The following is a 14,875-nucleotide window of genomic DNA, read 5'->3' as shown; positions in this document are numbered from 1 at the left end:
AATGGGTAATACATTTCTTTACCGGATGCCTGCGGGCATCGCCGGGGCAATTTCTCGTCCGCAGGATCTGACGGTTGAACCTCAACTGCTGGACTCCTCCAACCTTTTCCCCGCTTACGGCCTTGGCGGCAAGATTTCCTCCGGGAAATTTGTGCCAATCGCTGCGAGCGATACAGCGTCGGTGCTGGTGGGCATTTACGTTCGTCCGTATCCGACCGCCAGCCAGCCGGATAAAGTCCAGCAGGTAGGCAGCGGTAAAAACTTCACCGGCGATTGCCTGGTACGTGGTTACGTCACGGTAAACATCGGCGCGGATGCATCCAGCGTTGCGCTGCATGGCCCGGTCTACATGCGAGTGGCCACACCATCCGCCTCAAGCCCTCTCGGCGCGTTCCTTGCCGCCGCTGATGGCTCGAATACCGTCCAGATCACTAACGCTTACTTCAATGGCCCTGGCGACACCAGCGGCAACATTGAGCTGGCCTTCAATATTTAAGGAAATCGCAAATGCCAATGACATTTGACCAGGCGACAGTCGACGGCACTGGTGCCTTTCTTGTCCATGAGCTGGAGCGTCTCGATCAGACACTGAATCTGCCGCTGGTGAATTTCACCTGGTCGCGCGATATCAAGTTGCGTGAAGATGTGTCTATTGCTGATGAGATCAGCTCGTTCACTAACACCACCTTTGCTGCTGCCGGTACACCGAATGCTAACGGTAAAAACTGGCTTAGCAAAATCCCTACCGCGCTGGCTGGCGTTAACGTCGACATCGCAAAAACTGGCTTCCCGCTTACCCTTTGGGGTATGGAGCTGGGATGGACCGTTCCCGAATTGCAGGCAGCTGCGCAGGTTGGTCGCCCGATCGACACACAGAAGTACGACGGCATGCAGCTGAAGTGGAACATGGACACAGACGAGCAGGTTTATATCGGCGATTCCGGTCTGGACGTTAAAGGCCTGCTGAACCTGACGCAGGTAACGCCGACCAACGCCGCGAAGACCTGGGCGACCTCCACCGCTGACGAAATCCGGGCGAGCATTAATGCCGGGTTGAGTGCTGCGTGGGCCAACTCGGCTTACTCCATGGTACCGACGGACCTGCTGATCCCGCCGGAGCAGTTCTCTCTGCTGGCAAGCACCATCGTATCCAGCGCTGGTAACCAGTCCCTGCTGACCTATCTGGAAACCAACACCATCGCATACCACCAGAACGGGCGTCCTCTGAACATCCGTCCGGTGAAATGGGCGAAAGGTCGTGGCGTGTCGAACTCTGATCGCATGATGTTCTACACCAACGACAAGAAATACGTTCGCTTCCCGATGGTTCCGCTGATGAGCGTGCCGATCCAGTATCGCGGCCTGTATCAGCTCGTAACCTATTACGGCAAGCTCGGTGCAGTAGAGCCGGTTTATCCGGAAACTCTGGCCTACGTCGACGGCATCTAACCTGCGGCGGCCCGAAAGGGCCGCTCATGAGGACTTGCAATGAAAAAGATTTACGTACTCTCCCCGTTTAACTTCAACGACGGCAAAGAGCAAAAGCATTTCCCGGTTGGCTTCCACGACGTTGATGACACGGTTGCTGATCACTGGTTCGTAAAAGCGCACTGTTCTCCGGATGGCGAAGCGCCAGCGGTCGCAGAAGACCCGCGCATTGCTGAGCTGGAAGCAAAAATCGCCGAGAAAGACGCGCGTATTGCTGAACTCGAAGCGCAATTGCCGGAGACTACCAATAATGGCAAGAAATCAAAGTCTGCCGACGCCTGAGCAGTTCAGGGCAACCTTTCCGCAGTTCGCTGACGATACAAAGTACCCCACGCCAATGATCCAGACTCGACTGAATCTTGCTGATGCCATGTTGAGTGAGTCGCGCTTTGGCGTGGATATCTTTCCCTACATCGTCGGGCTGTATGTTGCGCACTACATGTACCTTTACGCCGCCGATATGCGTGGTGTAGCTGTGGGTACTGCTGGTGGTGTAAATAGCGGCATACAGACCGCAAAATCAGTGGATAAGGTTTCGGCCAGTTACGACGCAAGCGCAACTCTGGACCCTAATGCCGGTTTCTGGAACAACACCCGTTACGGATCGGAGTTCTGGGAATACCTGATGATGTTTGGTGCCGGAGCGGTTCAACTGGGGACGCCGGAATGAAAAGCGGGCTCACAATTCGGGAAGACAATTACAGTGTCGTTCTGGATGCGCTGAAACAACTGTCAGGCACTGATGTGCTGGTTGGTATCCCGGCAGGTCCTCCGCGCGATGATGCGCCGCTGAGTAACGCTGAGCTGGGGTATCTCCAGTCCACCGGGGCAACCGTAGAGATAGACGGGGAGACCGTTACTCTGCCGCCAAGGCCATTTCTGGACATGGGCATTGAGGATTCGCGGGATAAAACGACCGAGCGTTTAAAACTGGCCGCACAGTCTGCGCTTGAAGGTAAGGCAGATGTGGCGTCGATGCATCTTGAAGCCGCAGGACAGATTGCGCGTGATGCCTCAAAGGCTGTCATTGAGGCAGGCGATCGACTGACCCCGCTATCTGAAAAGACCATCAAGAAGCGCAGAGCAATGAAACCTCCTATCCCTGGCGATAAGCCGTTGCGTGCGCGCGGATACCTTTTCAGAGCTATTCAGTATGTCGTGAGGAAAAAATAATGCCGTTTCTCGATGTGACTGATGTTCTGCTTGATCCGGACTTTGTCGATCTGACTCTGGTATGTCACCGGCAGGTGCAGACGGTTGATGAGGATAACTTCCCGGTTAACACCGCGCAGGATATCCCGTTCTCTGGCGTGGTGACTGTCGACCGCTCGCTTGAAGCCAAGCGAATGGCTGCCGGGCAGAACATCAACGGCGCAATCCTCATTGTGACGCAATTCAGGCTAACGCAGGGCCAGCCAGGGCTAGACGCTGACACTGTGACGTACAGAGGGAGAGAGTACCGCGTGACCTTTGTCGACCCGTACCCGGCATACGGCGCCGGTTTCGTTCAGGCGCATTGCGAACTGTTGGAGTTTGACGGAGGTACACCAGTTGAGTAACGACAGCACAACGGCCGGTTACCTGACTCCCGTCGGTAACTCTCCACCCTACGATGAAGATCTGGAACGGCTAATCAGTCGCTGGGTACGGGGCGTGACCGGGCTGGCTGCCACGCTGGTTTACCCGCGCTGGACCGACCCGCAGCAAGCCATTCCAAAAAACGGCGCCACCTGGTGCGCGTTCGGTATTACCGGCATCCAGGAGGACTTCAACCCCGCGTACGTGCAGGGTGAAGAGAACACCGAGCAGTGGTCGCATGAAACCATCAGCCTGATCCTCTGTTTTTATGGCCCGCAGGGGCTGGCGGCGGCCACGCGCTTTCGTGATGGCCTCCTGGTGGCTCAGAACAACGACGAACTGAACCACGTCGGGCTGACGTTCCTGCAGCATGGGCGGATCCTCAATCTGCCCGAGCTCATCAATAACCAGTGGGTGCGCCGCTACGATATCAGCGTTGACCTGCGCCGCAAAATCATCCGCCAGTACGGCATTAAATCGCTGGTCGACGCGCCAGTGCAATTCTTTGGAGATTAAAACATGGCACAGGGCTTACCTGTTTCCAATGTCGTTAACGTTGATGTCATCATGTCACCGGTAGCGGCAACGGGGCGTAACTTCGGCGCGCTCCTCATTCTGGGTACCTCTACGGTTATCCCGGTCACTGAGCGTATTCGCCAGTATTCAGCCATTGAGGATATCGGCGATGATTTTGGTGTCGATTCTCCCGAGTACGAGGCGGCGACCATCTTCTTTTCACAGTCACCAAAACCCACGCTGGTCTATATCGGCCGCTGGGCGAAGACCCTGGCAACGGGTGAATCCGGTACTGTAGAAACCCTGCTGCAGGCGGTTAATGCCTCTCTGCAATATACCAACTGGTACGGCCTGGCGATTGCCGATAGCGCCGATCTGGTTGAAGCGGATGTGATTTCGGTGGCCGCGGCGATCGAGGCTTCCAGTCTGAGCCGTATTCTGGCGGTTACCACTGATGACGCGAATGTACTGGTATCCGGTAATACCGGCAATATCGGCTATAAGCTGAAGGCGGCGGGCTACTCCCGCACATTCTGGCAGTACAGTACCAGCAGCAAATATGCCGCTATCTCGGCCTTTGGTCGTGCGTTCACTGTGAACTTTACCGGCAACAACACCACGATCACCCTGAAGTTCAAGACTGAGCCAGGCGTGACATACGAGACGCTGACGACCGCGCAGGCAGCCGCCATTGATGCCATTAACGGTAACGTCTACGTCTACTACGCCAACGATACGGCGATTATCCAGCAGGGCGTGATGGCGAACGGTGATTTCTTCGACGAACGCCACGGGCTGGACTGGCTGCAGAACTACGTTCAGACCAATCTCTATAACCTGCTGTACACCTCGACCACCAAAATTCCGCAGACCGACGCGGGCGTAACCCGGTTAATGACCAACGTCGAAGCATCGCTGGATCAGGCGGTAAATAACGGGCTGATTGCTCCGGGCGTCTGGAATGGTGGCCCGATTGGCCATATTGAATCCGGCGATACCCTGACCAAGGGTTACTACGTCTACGCAGATGCGGTAGCCAACCAGGCACAATCTGACAGGGAAGCGCGTAAGTCGCCTGTGATTCAGGCGGCCATTAAGATGGCAGGGGCGATTCACTATGGCGACGTACAGATCAACGTGGTTCGATAAGGGGGAATAAATGGGAAACACCTACAGCTTTATTGACGTCTCGGCCTCCCTTACCGGCCCAACCGGAAGTATCGATCTGGGCTACGGCTCGGCGAACTCCGAAGAGGGCATCACGGTTACGATGACCGAGGCAAAAAACACCATGACTGTCGGCGCTGACGGGGAAGTGATGCACAGCCTGCACGCCGGAAAGAGCGGCACAATCACGGTAACCTTGCTGAAAACCTCCCCGGTCAACAAAAAGCTGTCTTTGATGTACAACGCCCAGAGCCAGTCCTCCGCTACCTGGGGTAACAACGTGATCGTCGTGCGAAACAAAGCATCTGGCGACATCACCACCGCGCGCAGCTGTGCTTTCCAGAAACAGCCGGATCACGCTAACGCAAAAGTCGGCAACACGGTGTCGTGGGTCTTTGACTGCGGCAAGATTGATCAGCTTCTGGGGGAGTTTTAACAGATGGAATTTGAAATCAAAGGCGTCAACTACCGTACCGCCAAACTCGACGTTTTCCAGCAACTGAAAGTCAGCCGCAAGCTGCTCCCGGTGCTGGCTGGGCTCGTCAGCGAATTTTCCACGCTGAAAGCTCAGGCCGCTGCGGGTAACTCGGGTGCTGTGCTGGAAAGCGTACTGCCGAAAATTGCCGATACGCTGGCCGCGCTGCCGGACGAGGACGTTAACGCGGTGATTTACCCGTGTCTGGGTGTCGTGTCCCGCCAGCACGAAAAGGGATGGGCGAAAGTCTTCGATCAGGGCGTACTGATGTTCGACGATATCGATCTGTTTACGATGCTGCAGCTGGTGGCGCGGGTGGTCGCCGACAGCCTGGGAAATTTTTTGAAAGAACTCCCCGACAACGAGAAGGTGGCCCCGTCGCCGCAGGCTTAACGCTGGAATCCCTGCCGGAAGGCGAAAGCTTCCTGATGCGCCCGGTGGAAGCCGGGTACATTCCTTATACCGCATTGAAGGACGGTTCGGTCGACCTGGCCGACGTTGCCCGCATGAATGACTGGCTGGACCTGAAAGCCGATAACGAATACCGCATAGCGAAATGGAGAGAGGCTAATGAACGCTGAAACGCTCAAGGACTTTCTGATCTCGCTTGGGTTTAACGTTGATGAGGCTGGCGCCAGAAAATTCGATGCCGTCGTTGCCGGGACAACGCTTAAAGCGATTGAGCTGGGCGTCAAAGTTGAGGCGGCGGCGCTTTCCGTCGTTGCATTCACTGCGAAAATTGCCAGCGGTCTCGACGACCTGTACTGGGCCTCTCAGCGCACAGGCGCGACGGTGGAGGGCATTAAGCAGATTGGGTATGCGGTTAGTCAGGTTGGCGGCAGTGTCGACGGGGCCCGCGGCTCTCTCGAAAATCTTGCCCGGTTCATGCGTAACAATCCCGGCGCTGAGGGTTTCCTGAACCGGCTGGGTGTTCAAACGCGTGATGCCAGCGGCAACATGCGGGATATGGCGACGATCTTTACCGGCGTCGGCCAGCGTCTTAGCAGCATGCCGTATTACCGCGCGAACCAGTACGCTGAGATGCTGGGTCTGGATGAAAACACCCTGATGGCAATGCGTCGCGGTATCGGCCAGTTTAGTGGCGAATACACCGCGATGGCGAAGGCGATCGGCTATAACGCTGATGTGGCCGCCGTCAGCTCCAATAAATTCATGACCTCGCTGCGCTCCTTTGGGCTGATGGCAGGCATGGCGCGGGATAAAATCGGCTCCAGTCTCGCTGATGGACTTGCTGGCTCTCTGGACAGGCTGCGTCGCCAGATCCTGGAAAACTTCCCGAAAATTGAAGGCGCGATAACCGGTACCGTGAAAGGAATTCTCTGGGCTGGCGAGATGGTAGGCAGGGTAATTTACCGCCTCATCCAATTGGGTCAGAGTATCAGCGACTGGTGGGACTCTCTTGATAAGCAGTCGCAGCAGCTGATCGAACTAATTGGAGCGTTAACCGCAGCGTGGTGGATGCTAAACCGCGCTATGCTCGCATCGCCGATTACGTGGGTTCTTGGTCTTGCCGCTGCCATCGCTTTGCTATGGGAGGATTACAAAACCTTCAGAGAAGGTGGTAAAAGCCTTATCGATTGGGAGAAATGGAAGCCTGAAGTAGACGCAGCACTGAAGATGGTCGGCGACCTGAAACAGACTATCCTCGACCTCGGAAAAGCGCTGGCAAAGCTGCTCAATATCGACCCTAAATCCTGGTCTTTGAAATGGGATTTCAGCAACTTCATTACCCAGATGGGTGAGTTTAGTAAGATGCTGAGTATGATCGGCGACCTGCTTAACGCTATCAAGGACGGTCGCTGGTCGGATGCTGCAAGCATTGGCAGGGCTCTTCTCAAGCAAGGCAGTAACCAGCCTGATGCGCTGCCCGGCGTTTCTGATAGTGCCAATAGCGCAGCTGACTGGATAAAGGATAAGACCGGATTTGACCCGCGCAGCATAGGCCGTTTCTTCCGTGGCGAAGGGAATACGCTTGCAGATCGCAACAATAACCCCGGCAATATTCGGCCCGTAGGCGGTGGTGGTTTTCGTGCGTTTGGTTCTGCGCTGGAAGGCTGGGAGGCCATGAAAAACCAGCTCATGCGGTACTTTACTGGTAAAACGACCGGGCGCCGCCTGCAGACTATCATGGATATCGTCAGCACCTGGGCGCCTGCGGCCGATAACAACGATCCTGCCAAATATGCCCGTGACGTTGCTGGCTGGATGGGTGTATCGCCGACAGCAGCATTAAACCTGTCCGACCCCAATACGATGGCTATGCTCATGCAGTCTATGGCCCGCAAAGAGGGATATTCGAACTGGAATAGCCCACTTGCCCATCAGGCTGCTGGAGCGCAGGTGAATCAGCAAAACACCTACAACATCTATGGCGGTAATGCTCAGGAGATTGGGCAGGAAGTCAGTCGCCGCCAGCTTGATGCTAATGCCAGGGTGCTGAGAAATAACCAAACTGGAGCAGGATGATGGATATTCTTTCTACTCTCTTTCAGCAGCAGAGCAGGCGGATCGGGCTGATAGTCCCCAGTGTTGTTATTTCGGAAAAGCATGATGACTCTCTTGAAATAACCGAGCATCCCGTAGAGGTTGGCGCAGCAATTTCCGACCATGCATTTCGACGTCCTTCGGAAGTGGTAATGCAGGTCGGTTTTGCTGGTGGCGGTTCCTTACTTGACTTCGTAGATACATCTTCTCTTGGGCTAAGCGTTGGTATTGGCCCGAAGGAGACTTATCAGGAGCTGTTAAATCTGCAGAGCAGCAGGGTGCCTTTAGATGTGGTGACCGGTAAGCGGATTTACACCAATATGCTGATCCGTGCGCTTGAGGTCACTACCGACAGGACGTCGGAAAATATTCTCTCTGCTGTGCTGACGCTCCGGGAAGTGATTATCACAAGCACAACCACCACGCAGGTAGCTTCAAAGTCCAATATGAAGTTAGGGGCGAACACCTCAGCCGTGCAAAACTCCGGGGTGAAAACGCCAGTTCAAAAAAATGAATCAATATTGAGCCGGTTAAGTGGCTTTGTAGCGGGAGGGTAAATGACGATCAGCGAAATCCCTCTTTCTCCGGAAAACCAGCGATTCTCCATATCCGTGGCAGGTCAAAGTCTGCAAATGGCTGTGACCTGGCGTGCTGCTTTCTGGTGTCTGGATATTATGGATAGCAGCGGCGCGGACCTGATAAAGGGGATCCCGCTTATCACCGGCGCCGACCTGCTGGCGCAGTATCGCTATCTCGGGCTTGGCTTTTCGCTTTATGTGGGCTGCGACAACCAGTCCAGCGAAAATCCAACTGAGGCCGATCTGGGTATTTACAGCCATCTTTATGCGGTAACGGAGTAAAAATGTCTCAGAACTGGATGCGGCACTTCGAATTGCAGTTAGTCGATTCGAAGGGGAACGCCACTGATTTTGGTAGCTTCAAGAGCACTTTTACTATCGACTGGTTTAATCTCAGCAGCGAAACGCGAGTAGGTACTTTCAAAATCTATAACCTTTCAGCTGATACCGTAAACCGGATCGTCGGAGAGGAATTCTCCCGGATTAGGGTTATCGCTGGTTACGATGGCATTGCAGCTGACGTTCCCGCCAGCCAGGTAGGCGTCGCCAGGACAGTAAAACCCGATGAAGTCGGGCAGATGGACGGTCGAAATTATGGGCTGATTTTCGACGGAGAAATCCGGTACACCATCACAGGAAAAGATAACCCCGTTGATAGCTTTGTCCTTATTCAGGCGGCTGATTCTGACCGGGCATTCGCTACCTCGATCACTGCGCAGACGCTGGCGGCTGGCTATACGGTCTCTGACGTCAATGCAGTGCTCATGAAGGACTTCAACGCTAACGGAGCCACGGAAGGGAATACCCCCGCCATGCCTGCAACGGTGTTTCCTCGCGGCAGGGTGCTTTTTGGTATGACCAGGCATCTGATGGATAACGTCGCCGAGCAATGCAAGGCTGACTGGATGTTTGTCGACGGTAAGCGGGAAATGGTGGCGAAAAATGAGGTTGTTCACGAAGCCATTAAGCTGAACAGCGCCACCGGCCTTGTCGGCATGCCTCAGCAGACCATTGGTAGCGGCGTTAACGTCCGTTGCCTGATTAACCCTAACATCCGCGTTAATGGCCTGATCGAGCTGAATCAGGCTTCTGTGTTCCGTACCGTGCTGGGGAATAACGATATCGCCATGACGCAAGGGCGTATCACTGACCAGAACAACAACGGAAACATCACCATTGAAGGCACAACTGCGCAGCCTGCCAGTATTGCTACTGACGGCGTTTATATTGTCCGTGGCATTATGTACACTGGCGACACAAGGGGCCAGGCGTCGTACATGGATATGATGTGTGAAGCGCGTGGCGCGATGGATCTAAAAACTCAATCAGCACTGGAGAGAGGCGCTGGGTGAAAAAATTATTGATATTGATCGCTTTATTTTCTGCACCGGCACTTTCTGCCATCCAATGTGGCGGTTACAAGCTAACTATTAACGATTCTGAGGGTCTGGTAAGAATCAATGGAGAATTGGTTACCAGTCAAAAGGTTAAATATCTCGGAAAGAAAGGTGACGAATCAAATGCCAAATGGGATATGGGTATAATGCCTTCCCGTGATGGAAATAATTACGGATTTCAATTCATCAAGCGGGATGGCAAATCTTGGCTCAATGTTCAACTGCTACAGAACAGTATGGATGCGCCTAAATTGATTGGTTCATATCCATGCAAAACAGTATAAAAAAGCCCTGAGTTAATCAGGGCTAAAATCTCACTGCTTAAATATTTGCGATAGAACTATGGCGGCAATGATGAAAACTGCAAGCCTCCACCAATGGATCCCTTCCCTTTGAGCCGTTGGTTCCTGTTCTGAAAATTCCTCTTCCGATGTAGCTTTTCCAGATTTTTTCCCTGGGCCAACGGTGTATGACAAACCGGATCCCGGAATTCCAACGGTGGTTTTTATTCCTCTTCCACTTATGTTGGTAGTGGCGCCTTTTGGGCCAATCGACGTACTAACGCCACTCTTGCTGATATTGATTGCTAGGCCTGGAGCTATGCGTATCCGCTTCCTAAATCTGAAGCCCATAGGTATCTCCTGTAGTCAAAAATACTAAGTAATTAAATTTTTATTCTACCCCTCACTAAGTGAGGGTAATCATTATCTGGAGAAAACATGGGCGTATCAAGCCAAACCCGTAGTGGGGCGCTGGCGGAGGTTCTGGCGTCTGAGCGAAAGACGCTTAGCGAGCAAATGCGCGTAGCACTGCCGGGGATCATCCAGTCATTCGACCCAGAATCTTTGACGGCTGTTGTTCAGCCAGCGATCCGCTACATCGAGCGCGACAACGACGGCAACAAAAGCACGAAGGATTATCCGCTGCTGGTGGATGTTCCAGTTGTATTCCCCCGCGGGGGCGGCTGTACGCTCACTTTTCCCGTTAGCGAAGGCGATGAGTGTCTGGTGATATTTGCCGACCGCTGCATTGATTTCTGGTGGCAAAGCGGGGGTGTACAGGAGCCGGTAGACGGGCGCATGCATGATTTATCGGATGCGTTCTGTATCGTGGGCCCGCAGTCGCAGGCGAAGAAAATCGGCGGCATCAGCACTACGGGAGCGCAGCTGCGTACCGATGATGGTTCGGCTTTCATTGAGGTGGCAGCCGGAGGGGATATCACTGCCACCACCGCCGGCAGCGCGACTATTAACGCCCCGGAAATCGTCCTTAACGGCAACGTGACGATCAACGGCAACCTGTCGCAAGGAATGGGTGAGAGAGGAGGCACGGCCACAATGCACGGCCCGGTCACCGTAACCAACGACGTGACTGCAGGCGGTAAGAGCCTAATGACGCACACGCATGGTGGCGTTGAACATGGCAACGATAGCACCGGAGAGCCTGAATAATGCGATACCGACGTGAAGATGATGACGGGGATTACACTTTCGGTGAGGGCGATGATACCTGGCTGGTGAACTCTCCGGAGGCCGTAGCGCAGGCCATTAAAACGCGCTTCCTGCTCTGGTACGGTCAGTGGTTCCTCGACACCACAGAGGGAACACCCTGGATTCAGTCCGTACTGGGTAAGCAAAAGCCTGACACCTACAACCTGGCTATCCGCCGGCGCATCCTGGAAACGCAGGGGGTTAGCTCAATCACTGCATTTAATACCACCGTTGACGGCACCACACGCCGTGTAACGTTCACAGCGACGGTGGAAACCATCTACGGGACAACCACAGTAACTTCGGAGGCGTAATGTCTTTGGACCTCGACACACTCGGCTTATCGGCAACGGTAACCGCTGAGGGGATAAGTGCGCCCGACTATCAGACCGTTCTGGACACCATCACCGGCTATTTTCAGCAGATTTATGGCAGTGATGCCTATCTCGACCCGGACAGCAAAGACGGCCAGATGGTCGCTCTGGTGGCTCTGGCCATTCACGATGCGAACAACACGGCCATTTCTGTTTACCGGTCATTTTCTCCATCGACGGCGCTGGACGATGCATTAACCAGTAACGTCAAAATTAACGGCATCACTCGCCGTGCTGCGACAAACTCTACGGTCGATGAGCTGATCGAGGGTGAGGCCGGAACGTTAATCACAAACGGCTCTGTGAAAGATGCCAACGGCATCATCTGGAATCTTCCTGCTCAGGTGACAATTGGTATTGATGGGACGGTTATTGCTACTGCGACATGTTCTGTTGCTGGCGCTGTGGCCGCCCCTGCCGGGTCAGTTAATAAGATAAACACCCCGACACGTGGCTGGGTATCAGTAACTAACCCGCAAGCGGCTACGGTAGGCGTTGCCGCCGAAACAAATGCTGAATTGCGTGTCCGGCAATCACAGAGCGTTGCCTTACCGTCTCTGACGCCTTTTGATGCTGTTGACGGTGCGCTGGCGAACATTGCAGGCGTTACGCGCCATAAGCTCTATGAAAACGATACTGGCGCCGGTGATGCTAACGGACTTCCGGCTCACTCCATATCGGCAATTGTGGACGGCGGTGACGCAACAACGATCGCGCAGACTATCCGGGGTAAAAAAGGTCAAGGGGTTGCCACTTATGGAACAACTACTGTTCAGGTTCCTGATTATTATGGCAACCCACATAACATAAGCTTTTCACGTCCAGTTGATGTGCCTGTGTATGTCGCTATTACTCTCCGCGTTTTTACTGGTTATACGTCGCAGATCGGGGAAGACATTAAAAAAGCAGTTTCGGATTACATTAACAGCCTGAAAATCGGCGACAGCGTTCTGCTAAGCCGGATTTATTCACCGGCAAACCTTGGTGTCGTAAGTGGCGGAAACGCGCGCTATTACGATATTACTGAACTGCTTATTGGCAAGGTTGCTGGTAGTGAAGCGGCAGCGAATATTGCTATTGCGTATGACGAGTCAGCAAGCTGCACGACAGCCAATATCTCTATCACGGTGTCATCATGAGCAAATACACCGACCTGATAACCAACTACCACGCCGGGAAGCCCCTTTTTTTTCAGCATGTTGATTTATCCACCCGGCCACTTACCGACGTCTCTACTTCGCTTAATAGTCTAATTGCTGCCTTCGACATAGATACTGCAGTCGGTGTGCAACTGGACATTCTTGGTGAGTGGATCGGGCGCAGTCGCATCGTCAGTGTGCCAATCAGCGGAATTTATTTCTCGTTCGATACTGATGGCCTCGGATGGGATCAGGGCGTATGGCAGGGACCATTTGACCCGGACAGCGGCTATACGGCACTGAGTGATGAAACATACCGCGTAATTCTTAAGGCAAAAATCGCTATCAACAACTGGGACGGTACCAACGATTCGTTGCCTCAAATCCTTGATACAGCTCTGACCGGCTCCGGCCTGCGAATGCAGATCGTCGACAATCAGGACATGACGATCAGTATCTGGGTATTTCCGGAGGTTGATATCTCAGATGTTTCGCTTGAACTCATCGCGGCAATTAAACAGGGCTATTTGACCGTTAAAGCTGCTGGCGTGTGGGGGGGAAGTATTGAAATACCGGCGGTGGAAACGCCATCGGAAGGAAACCGTTTTTTCGGTTTTGACATGGACAACGACTATATCGCCGGATTTGATGACGGCTCATGGGAGAAATTACTCTAATGCCTACCAATGACTTTAAGCCCTTCGCAACAGGTTCCGGGGCAAACGTAATGTCACAAGCTGACTGGGTGGCACTTGCCGCCCTGGCTACCGGGTTTCAGTCCGGCAAAGCCAGCAGTGCACAGATCAACAAAGCGATCCGCCAGGCTCTCTTCATCGCATCTGCACTGGCGCAGTATACCGCTGATAAAAGCGGGCAAAATGTGCTTGATGACGGTAACGTTGCTGGTTTCATTACCAAAATGCATACCGCATTTGGTGCTGATTTCCAGCCTCTTGACGCTACCTTGACAGCCATTGCAGCTCTCACTGGCGCTGCGAATAAGCTGGCGTATTTCAATGGGCCGGATACTGCTGCGCTCACAGATCTAACATCTGTAGGCCGGGACATTATCGGCAAGAGCACTATTGCTGATGTTGTTTCATATTTAGGGTTGGGTACTGGCAGGCTTTTAGGTGCGCCTCAAATCTTTACCTCTTCTGGCACTTATACACCGTCAACAGGTACAAAGTTTGTTTATGTTGAGCTTATTGGGGCCGGTGGCGCAGGAGGCGGCGCGGTTGTTACCAACTCATCTCAGGTAAGTAGCGGAACAGGCGGTACAGCTGGCAGCTATGGTGCAGCTGTATTTTCTTCAGATTTCTCCGGCGTATCAGTGACCGTTGGAACTGGCGGTGTTGGCGTCACTGGTGCAACAGGTGGTAATGGTGGAACCTCATCATTCGGTGCGCTTCTGTCATGCCCTGGTGGCAATGGCGGAACGGTTGGCACAGCCGGGGCACCAAGTTCGGCAGCGGGCGGGCTTTCTCCTGCGCTGGAGCCAACTGGAGCCACAGTAATTGAGCGCGGTGAAGGCGGTTGGAGTGGTGTAGCAAATAGCCTCACAAACCCGTTTGGCGGCAGAGGTGGTCGAGGATGGTTTGGTTGCGGTGCTCAGCCATCAGGTCCGGCGAAAACCGGCACTTCTTCAGTTAACTATGGTGCTGGAGGTGGCGGGGCATGCAATGCAAACTCTGCTGGAGCCACATTTGCAGGGGGTAGTGGTGGTAATGGGCTTTGTATCATTTGGGAGTATGCATAATGTCAGATGAATATGCGATCATACGTGATGGCGTGGTGGTAAACAGAATTAAATATGATGGCGTAAGTGATTATGCAGTTGATGACGACGCAACTCTTGAGCCATGCGATGAGTCAGTTCTGATTGGTTATTTTTACAAGGACGGTGTTTTCTCAAGCCCTCCATCAGTAGAAATTTCATCTGAAGAAATGATTTTACTTAATTCCGCAGAGAAGGCATTTAGAATCGAGCAGGCGAAAGCGAAAATCATGGTGCCACAGACAAAACTTCTGCTTGGGAGGGATGTCTCAGATGCTGAAAAGGATTATCTGAACAAGTGGATTGATTATATTGATAAAGTTCAGTCTCTTGACGTCACTGAGTCGATGGTATGGACTCCTATTCCTGAGTAACCCCATGTGATAAAGTC

General features: G+C 53.5%; 23 protein-coding genes. 22 read left to right on the top strand and 1 reads right to left on the bottom strand.

All coding sequences use genetic code 11. The features are described 5' to 3' along the window. Position 1: 1 nt before the first annotated feature. Genes ACOTXI_RS05425 through ACOTXI_RS05350 form a run of 16 tightly spaced genes read left to right on the top strand, consistent with a single transcriptional unit; the run spans position 2 to position 9,988 of the window. Positions 2–496 carry a structural cement protein Gp24 gene (locus ACOTXI_RS05425; protein ID WP_000528476.1) on the top strand — a complete coding sequence of 165 codons (495 nt, stop codon included), beginning with the start codon at positions 2–4 and terminating at the stop codon, positions 494–496. A gap of 11 nt (positions 497–507) precedes the next feature. Further along, positions 508–1,449 carry a DUF2184 domain-containing protein gene (locus ACOTXI_RS05420; RefSeq protein ID WP_047718855.1) on the top strand — a complete coding sequence of 314 codons (942 nt, stop codon included), beginning with the start codon at positions 508–510 and terminating at the stop codon, positions 1,447–1,449. A gap of 39 nt (positions 1,450–1,488) precedes the next feature. Beyond that, entirely contained in the window at positions 1,489–1,770 is a 282-nt protein-coding gene (locus ACOTXI_RS05415; RefSeq protein ID WP_000725700.1) for an STY1053 family phage-associated protein, read from the top strand. Next, positions 1,739–2,158, top strand: a complete 420-nt coding sequence (locus tag ACOTXI_RS05410) for a DUF4054 domain-containing protein (protein ID WP_421633906.1) — start codon at positions 1,739–1,741, stop codon at positions 2,156–2,158. The genes ACOTXI_RS05415 and ACOTXI_RS05410 overlap by 32 nt, the downstream gene beginning before the upstream one ends. Further along, positions 2,155–2,661 (top strand): hypothetical protein, encoded by a 507-nt coding sequence (locus ACOTXI_RS05405; RefSeq protein WP_421633907.1) that lies wholly within the window; start codon positions 2,155–2,157, stop codon positions 2,659–2,661. The genes ACOTXI_RS05410 and ACOTXI_RS05405 overlap by 4 nt, the downstream gene beginning before the upstream one ends. After that, the gene (locus ACOTXI_RS05400; protein WP_129306838.1) at positions 2,661–3,047 is read left to right on the top strand and encodes a head-tail adaptor; all 387 of its coding nucleotides are present in this window, start codon (positions 2,661–2,663) and stop codon (positions 3,045–3,047) included. The genes ACOTXI_RS05405 and ACOTXI_RS05400 overlap by 1 nt, the downstream gene beginning before the upstream one ends. Next, a complete protein-coding gene (locus ACOTXI_RS05395) occupies positions 3,040–3,582 on the top strand; it encodes a phage neck terminator protein (RefSeq protein ID WP_375029595.1) in 543 nt (180 codons plus the stop codon). The genes ACOTXI_RS05400 and ACOTXI_RS05395 overlap by 8 nt, the downstream gene beginning before the upstream one ends. A gap of 3 nt (positions 3,583–3,585) precedes the next feature. After that, a complete protein-coding gene (locus ACOTXI_RS05390; protein WP_421633909.1) occupies positions 3,586–4,731 on the top strand; it encodes a DUF3383 family protein in 1,146 nt (381 codons plus the stop codon). A 10-nt stretch (positions 4,732–4,741) separates the two neighbouring features. Further along, positions 4,742–5,185, top strand: coding sequence for a DUF3277 family protein (locus ACOTXI_RS05385; RefSeq protein WP_048289807.1), 444 nt, complete (start codon positions 4,742–4,744; stop codon positions 5,183–5,185). Between the two features lie 3 nt (positions 5,186–5,188). Continuing rightward, entirely contained in the window at positions 5,189–5,617 is a 429-nt protein-coding gene (locus ACOTXI_RS05380; protein WP_117032180.1) for a phage tail assembly chaperone, read from the top strand. A 35-nt stretch (positions 5,618–5,652) separates the two neighbouring features. Continuing rightward, on the top strand, positions 5,653–5,805 hold the full coding sequence (locus ACOTXI_RS05375; protein ID WP_110247638.1) for a DUF6889 family protein: 153 nt from the start codon (positions 5,653–5,655) through the stop codon (positions 5,803–5,805). Further along, the gene (locus ACOTXI_RS05370) at positions 5,795–7,711 is read left to right on the top strand and encodes a hypothetical protein (RefSeq protein WP_421633910.1); all 1,917 of its coding nucleotides are present in this window, start codon (positions 5,795–5,797) and stop codon (positions 7,709–7,711) included. Before ACOTXI_RS05375 ends, ACOTXI_RS05370 begins: the two co-directional genes overlap by 11 nt. Then, positions 7,711–8,286, top strand: coding sequence for a phage baseplate protein (locus tag ACOTXI_RS05365; RefSeq protein ID WP_107334395.1), 576 nt, complete (start codon positions 7,711–7,713; stop codon positions 8,284–8,286). The genes ACOTXI_RS05370 and ACOTXI_RS05365 overlap by 1 nt, the downstream gene beginning before the upstream one ends. After that, positions 8,287–8,589 (top strand): phage baseplate plug family protein, encoded by a 303-nt coding sequence (locus tag ACOTXI_RS05360; protein WP_021312699.1) that lies wholly within the window; start codon positions 8,287–8,289, stop codon positions 8,587–8,589. It abuts the gene before it with no gap. Positions 8,590–8,591: 2 nt separating this feature from the next. After that, on the top strand, positions 8,592–9,659 hold the full coding sequence (locus ACOTXI_RS05355; RefSeq protein WP_421633911.1) for a hypothetical protein: 1,068 nt from the start codon (positions 8,592–8,594) through the stop codon (positions 9,657–9,659). Then, complete coding sequence (locus tag ACOTXI_RS05350; RefSeq protein WP_000734772.1) at positions 9,656–9,988, top strand: hypothetical protein; 333 nt, start codon at positions 9,656–9,658, stop codon at positions 9,986–9,988. The genes ACOTXI_RS05355 and ACOTXI_RS05350 overlap by 4 nt, the downstream gene beginning before the upstream one ends. Before the next feature lie 30 nt (positions 9,989–10,018). Here the strand turns inward: ACOTXI_RS05350 and ACOTXI_RS05345 are convergent, their stop codons facing one another. Then, positions 10,019–10,336 carry a DUF4236 domain-containing protein gene (locus ACOTXI_RS05345; RefSeq protein WP_000506882.1) on the bottom strand — a complete coding sequence of 106 codons (318 nt, stop codon included), beginning with the start codon at positions 10,334–10,336 and terminating at the stop codon, positions 10,019–10,021. 87 nt (positions 10,337–10,423) lie between these two features. Here ACOTXI_RS05345 and ACOTXI_RS05340 point away from each other — a divergent pair, with 87 nt between their 5' ends. The 6 genes from ACOTXI_RS05340 to ACOTXI_RS05315 are packed head-to-tail and all read left to right on the top strand — an operon-like array spanning position 10,424 to position 14,858. Continuing rightward, a complete protein-coding gene (locus ACOTXI_RS05340; protein WP_107334396.1) occupies positions 10,424–11,155 on the top strand; it encodes a Gp138 family membrane-puncturing spike protein in 732 nt (243 codons plus the stop codon). After that, positions 11,155–11,508: a hypothetical protein gene (locus tag ACOTXI_RS05335; RefSeq protein WP_421633913.1), complete on the top strand. Its 354-nt coding sequence runs from the start codon at positions 11,155–11,157 to the stop codon at positions 11,506–11,508. The genes ACOTXI_RS05340 and ACOTXI_RS05335 overlap by 1 nt, the downstream gene beginning before the upstream one ends. Then, positions 11,508–12,707, top strand: a complete 1,200-nt coding sequence (locus tag ACOTXI_RS05330) for a baseplate J/gp47 family protein (RefSeq protein WP_421633914.1) — start codon at positions 11,508–11,510, stop codon at positions 12,705–12,707. Before ACOTXI_RS05335 ends, ACOTXI_RS05330 begins: the two co-directional genes overlap by 1 nt. Beyond that, the gene (locus ACOTXI_RS05325; RefSeq protein ID WP_421633915.1) at positions 12,704–13,384 is read left to right on the top strand and encodes a DUF2612 domain-containing protein; all 681 of its coding nucleotides are present in this window, start codon (positions 12,704–12,706) and stop codon (positions 13,382–13,384) included. The genes ACOTXI_RS05330 and ACOTXI_RS05325 overlap by 4 nt, the downstream gene beginning before the upstream one ends. Next, positions 13,366–14,466: a hypothetical protein gene (locus tag ACOTXI_RS05320; protein ID WP_421633917.1), complete on the top strand. Its 1,101-nt coding sequence runs from the start codon at positions 13,366–13,368 to the stop codon at positions 14,464–14,466. The genes ACOTXI_RS05325 and ACOTXI_RS05320 overlap by 19 nt, the downstream gene beginning before the upstream one ends. Further along, a complete protein-coding gene (locus ACOTXI_RS05315) occupies positions 14,466–14,858 on the top strand; it encodes a tail fiber assembly protein (RefSeq protein ID WP_421633918.1) in 393 nt (130 codons plus the stop codon). The genes ACOTXI_RS05320 and ACOTXI_RS05315 overlap by 1 nt, the downstream gene beginning before the upstream one ends. The last annotated feature ends 17 nt before the right edge of the window (positions 14,859–14,875 follow it).

The sequence above is a fragment of the Enterobacter cloacae complex sp. BZL2005 genome (assembly GCF_049238885.1).
Taxonomy (GTDB): Bacteria; Pseudomonadota; Gammaproteobacteria; order Enterobacterales; family Enterobacteriaceae; genus Enterobacter; species Enterobacter roggenkampii.
Note: the sequence above shows the minus strand (reverse complement) of the source record. Positions and strands in the feature narration are given on the sequence as shown.

Bases quoted from the DNA above. Each gene is read 5' to 3' on its own strand.
- ACOTXI_RS05425 (WP_000528476.1), top strand. From the start codon at position 2: ATGGGTAATACATTTCTTTACCGGATGCCTGCGGGCATCGCCGGGGCA.
- ACOTXI_RS05420 (WP_047718855.1), top strand. From the start codon at position 508: ATGCCAATGACATTTGACCAGGCGACAGTCGACGGCACTGGTGCCTTT.
- ACOTXI_RS05415 (WP_000725700.1), top strand. From the start codon at position 1,489: ATGAAAAAGATTTACGTACTCTCCCCGTTTAACTTCAACGACGGCAAA.
- ACOTXI_RS05410 (WP_421633906.1), top strand. From the start codon at position 1,739: ATGGCAAGAAATCAAAGTCTGCCGACGCCTGAGCAGTTCAGGGCAACC.
- ACOTXI_RS05405 (WP_421633907.1), top strand. From the start codon at position 2,155: ATGAAAAGCGGGCTCACAATTCGGGAAGACAATTACAGTGTCGTTCTG.
- ACOTXI_RS05400 (WP_129306838.1), top strand. From the start codon at position 2,661: ATGCCGTTTCTCGATGTGACTGATGTTCTGCTTGATCCGGACTTTGTC.
- ACOTXI_RS05390 (WP_421633909.1), top strand. From the start codon at position 3,586: ATGGCACAGGGCTTACCTGTTTCCAATGTCGTTAACGTTGATGTCATC.
- ACOTXI_RS05385 (WP_048289807.1), top strand. From the start codon at position 4,742: ATGGGAAACACCTACAGCTTTATTGACGTCTCGGCCTCCCTTACCGGC.
- ACOTXI_RS05380 (WP_117032180.1), top strand. From the start codon at position 5,189: ATGGAATTTGAAATCAAAGGCGTCAACTACCGTACCGCCAAACTCGAC.
- ACOTXI_RS05375 (WP_110247638.1), top strand. From the start codon at position 5,653: ATGCGCCCGGTGGAAGCCGGGTACATTCCTTATACCGCATTGAAGGAC.
- ACOTXI_RS05370 (WP_421633910.1), top strand. From the start codon at position 5,795: ATGAACGCTGAAACGCTCAAGGACTTTCTGATCTCGCTTGGGTTTAAC.
- ACOTXI_RS05365 (WP_107334395.1), top strand. From the start codon at position 7,711: ATGGATATTCTTTCTACTCTCTTTCAGCAGCAGAGCAGGCGGATCGGG.
- ACOTXI_RS05360 (WP_021312699.1), top strand. From the start codon at position 8,287: ATGACGATCAGCGAAATCCCTCTTTCTCCGGAAAACCAGCGATTCTCC.
- ACOTXI_RS05355 (WP_421633911.1), top strand. From the start codon at position 8,592: ATGTCTCAGAACTGGATGCGGCACTTCGAATTGCAGTTAGTCGATTCG.
- ACOTXI_RS05345 (WP_000506882.1), bottom strand. From the start codon at position 10,336: ATGGGCTTCAGATTTAGGAAGCGGATACGCATAGCTCCAGGCCTAGCA.
- ACOTXI_RS05340 (WP_107334396.1), top strand. From the start codon at position 10,424: ATGGGCGTATCAAGCCAAACCCGTAGTGGGGCGCTGGCGGAGGTTCTG.
- ACOTXI_RS05335 (WP_421633913.1), top strand. From the start codon at position 11,155: ATGCGATACCGACGTGAAGATGATGACGGGGATTACACTTTCGGTGAG.
- ACOTXI_RS05330 (WP_421633914.1), top strand. From the start codon at position 11,508: ATGTCTTTGGACCTCGACACACTCGGCTTATCGGCAACGGTAACCGCT.
- ACOTXI_RS05325 (WP_421633915.1), top strand. From the start codon at position 12,704: ATGAGCAAATACACCGACCTGATAACCAACTACCACGCCGGGAAGCCC.
- ACOTXI_RS05320 (WP_421633917.1), top strand. From the start codon at position 13,366: ATGGGAGAAATTACTCTAATGCCTACCAATGACTTTAAGCCCTTCGCA.
- ACOTXI_RS05315 (WP_421633918.1), top strand. From the start codon at position 14,466: ATGTCAGATGAATATGCGATCATACGTGATGGCGTGGTGGTAAACAGA.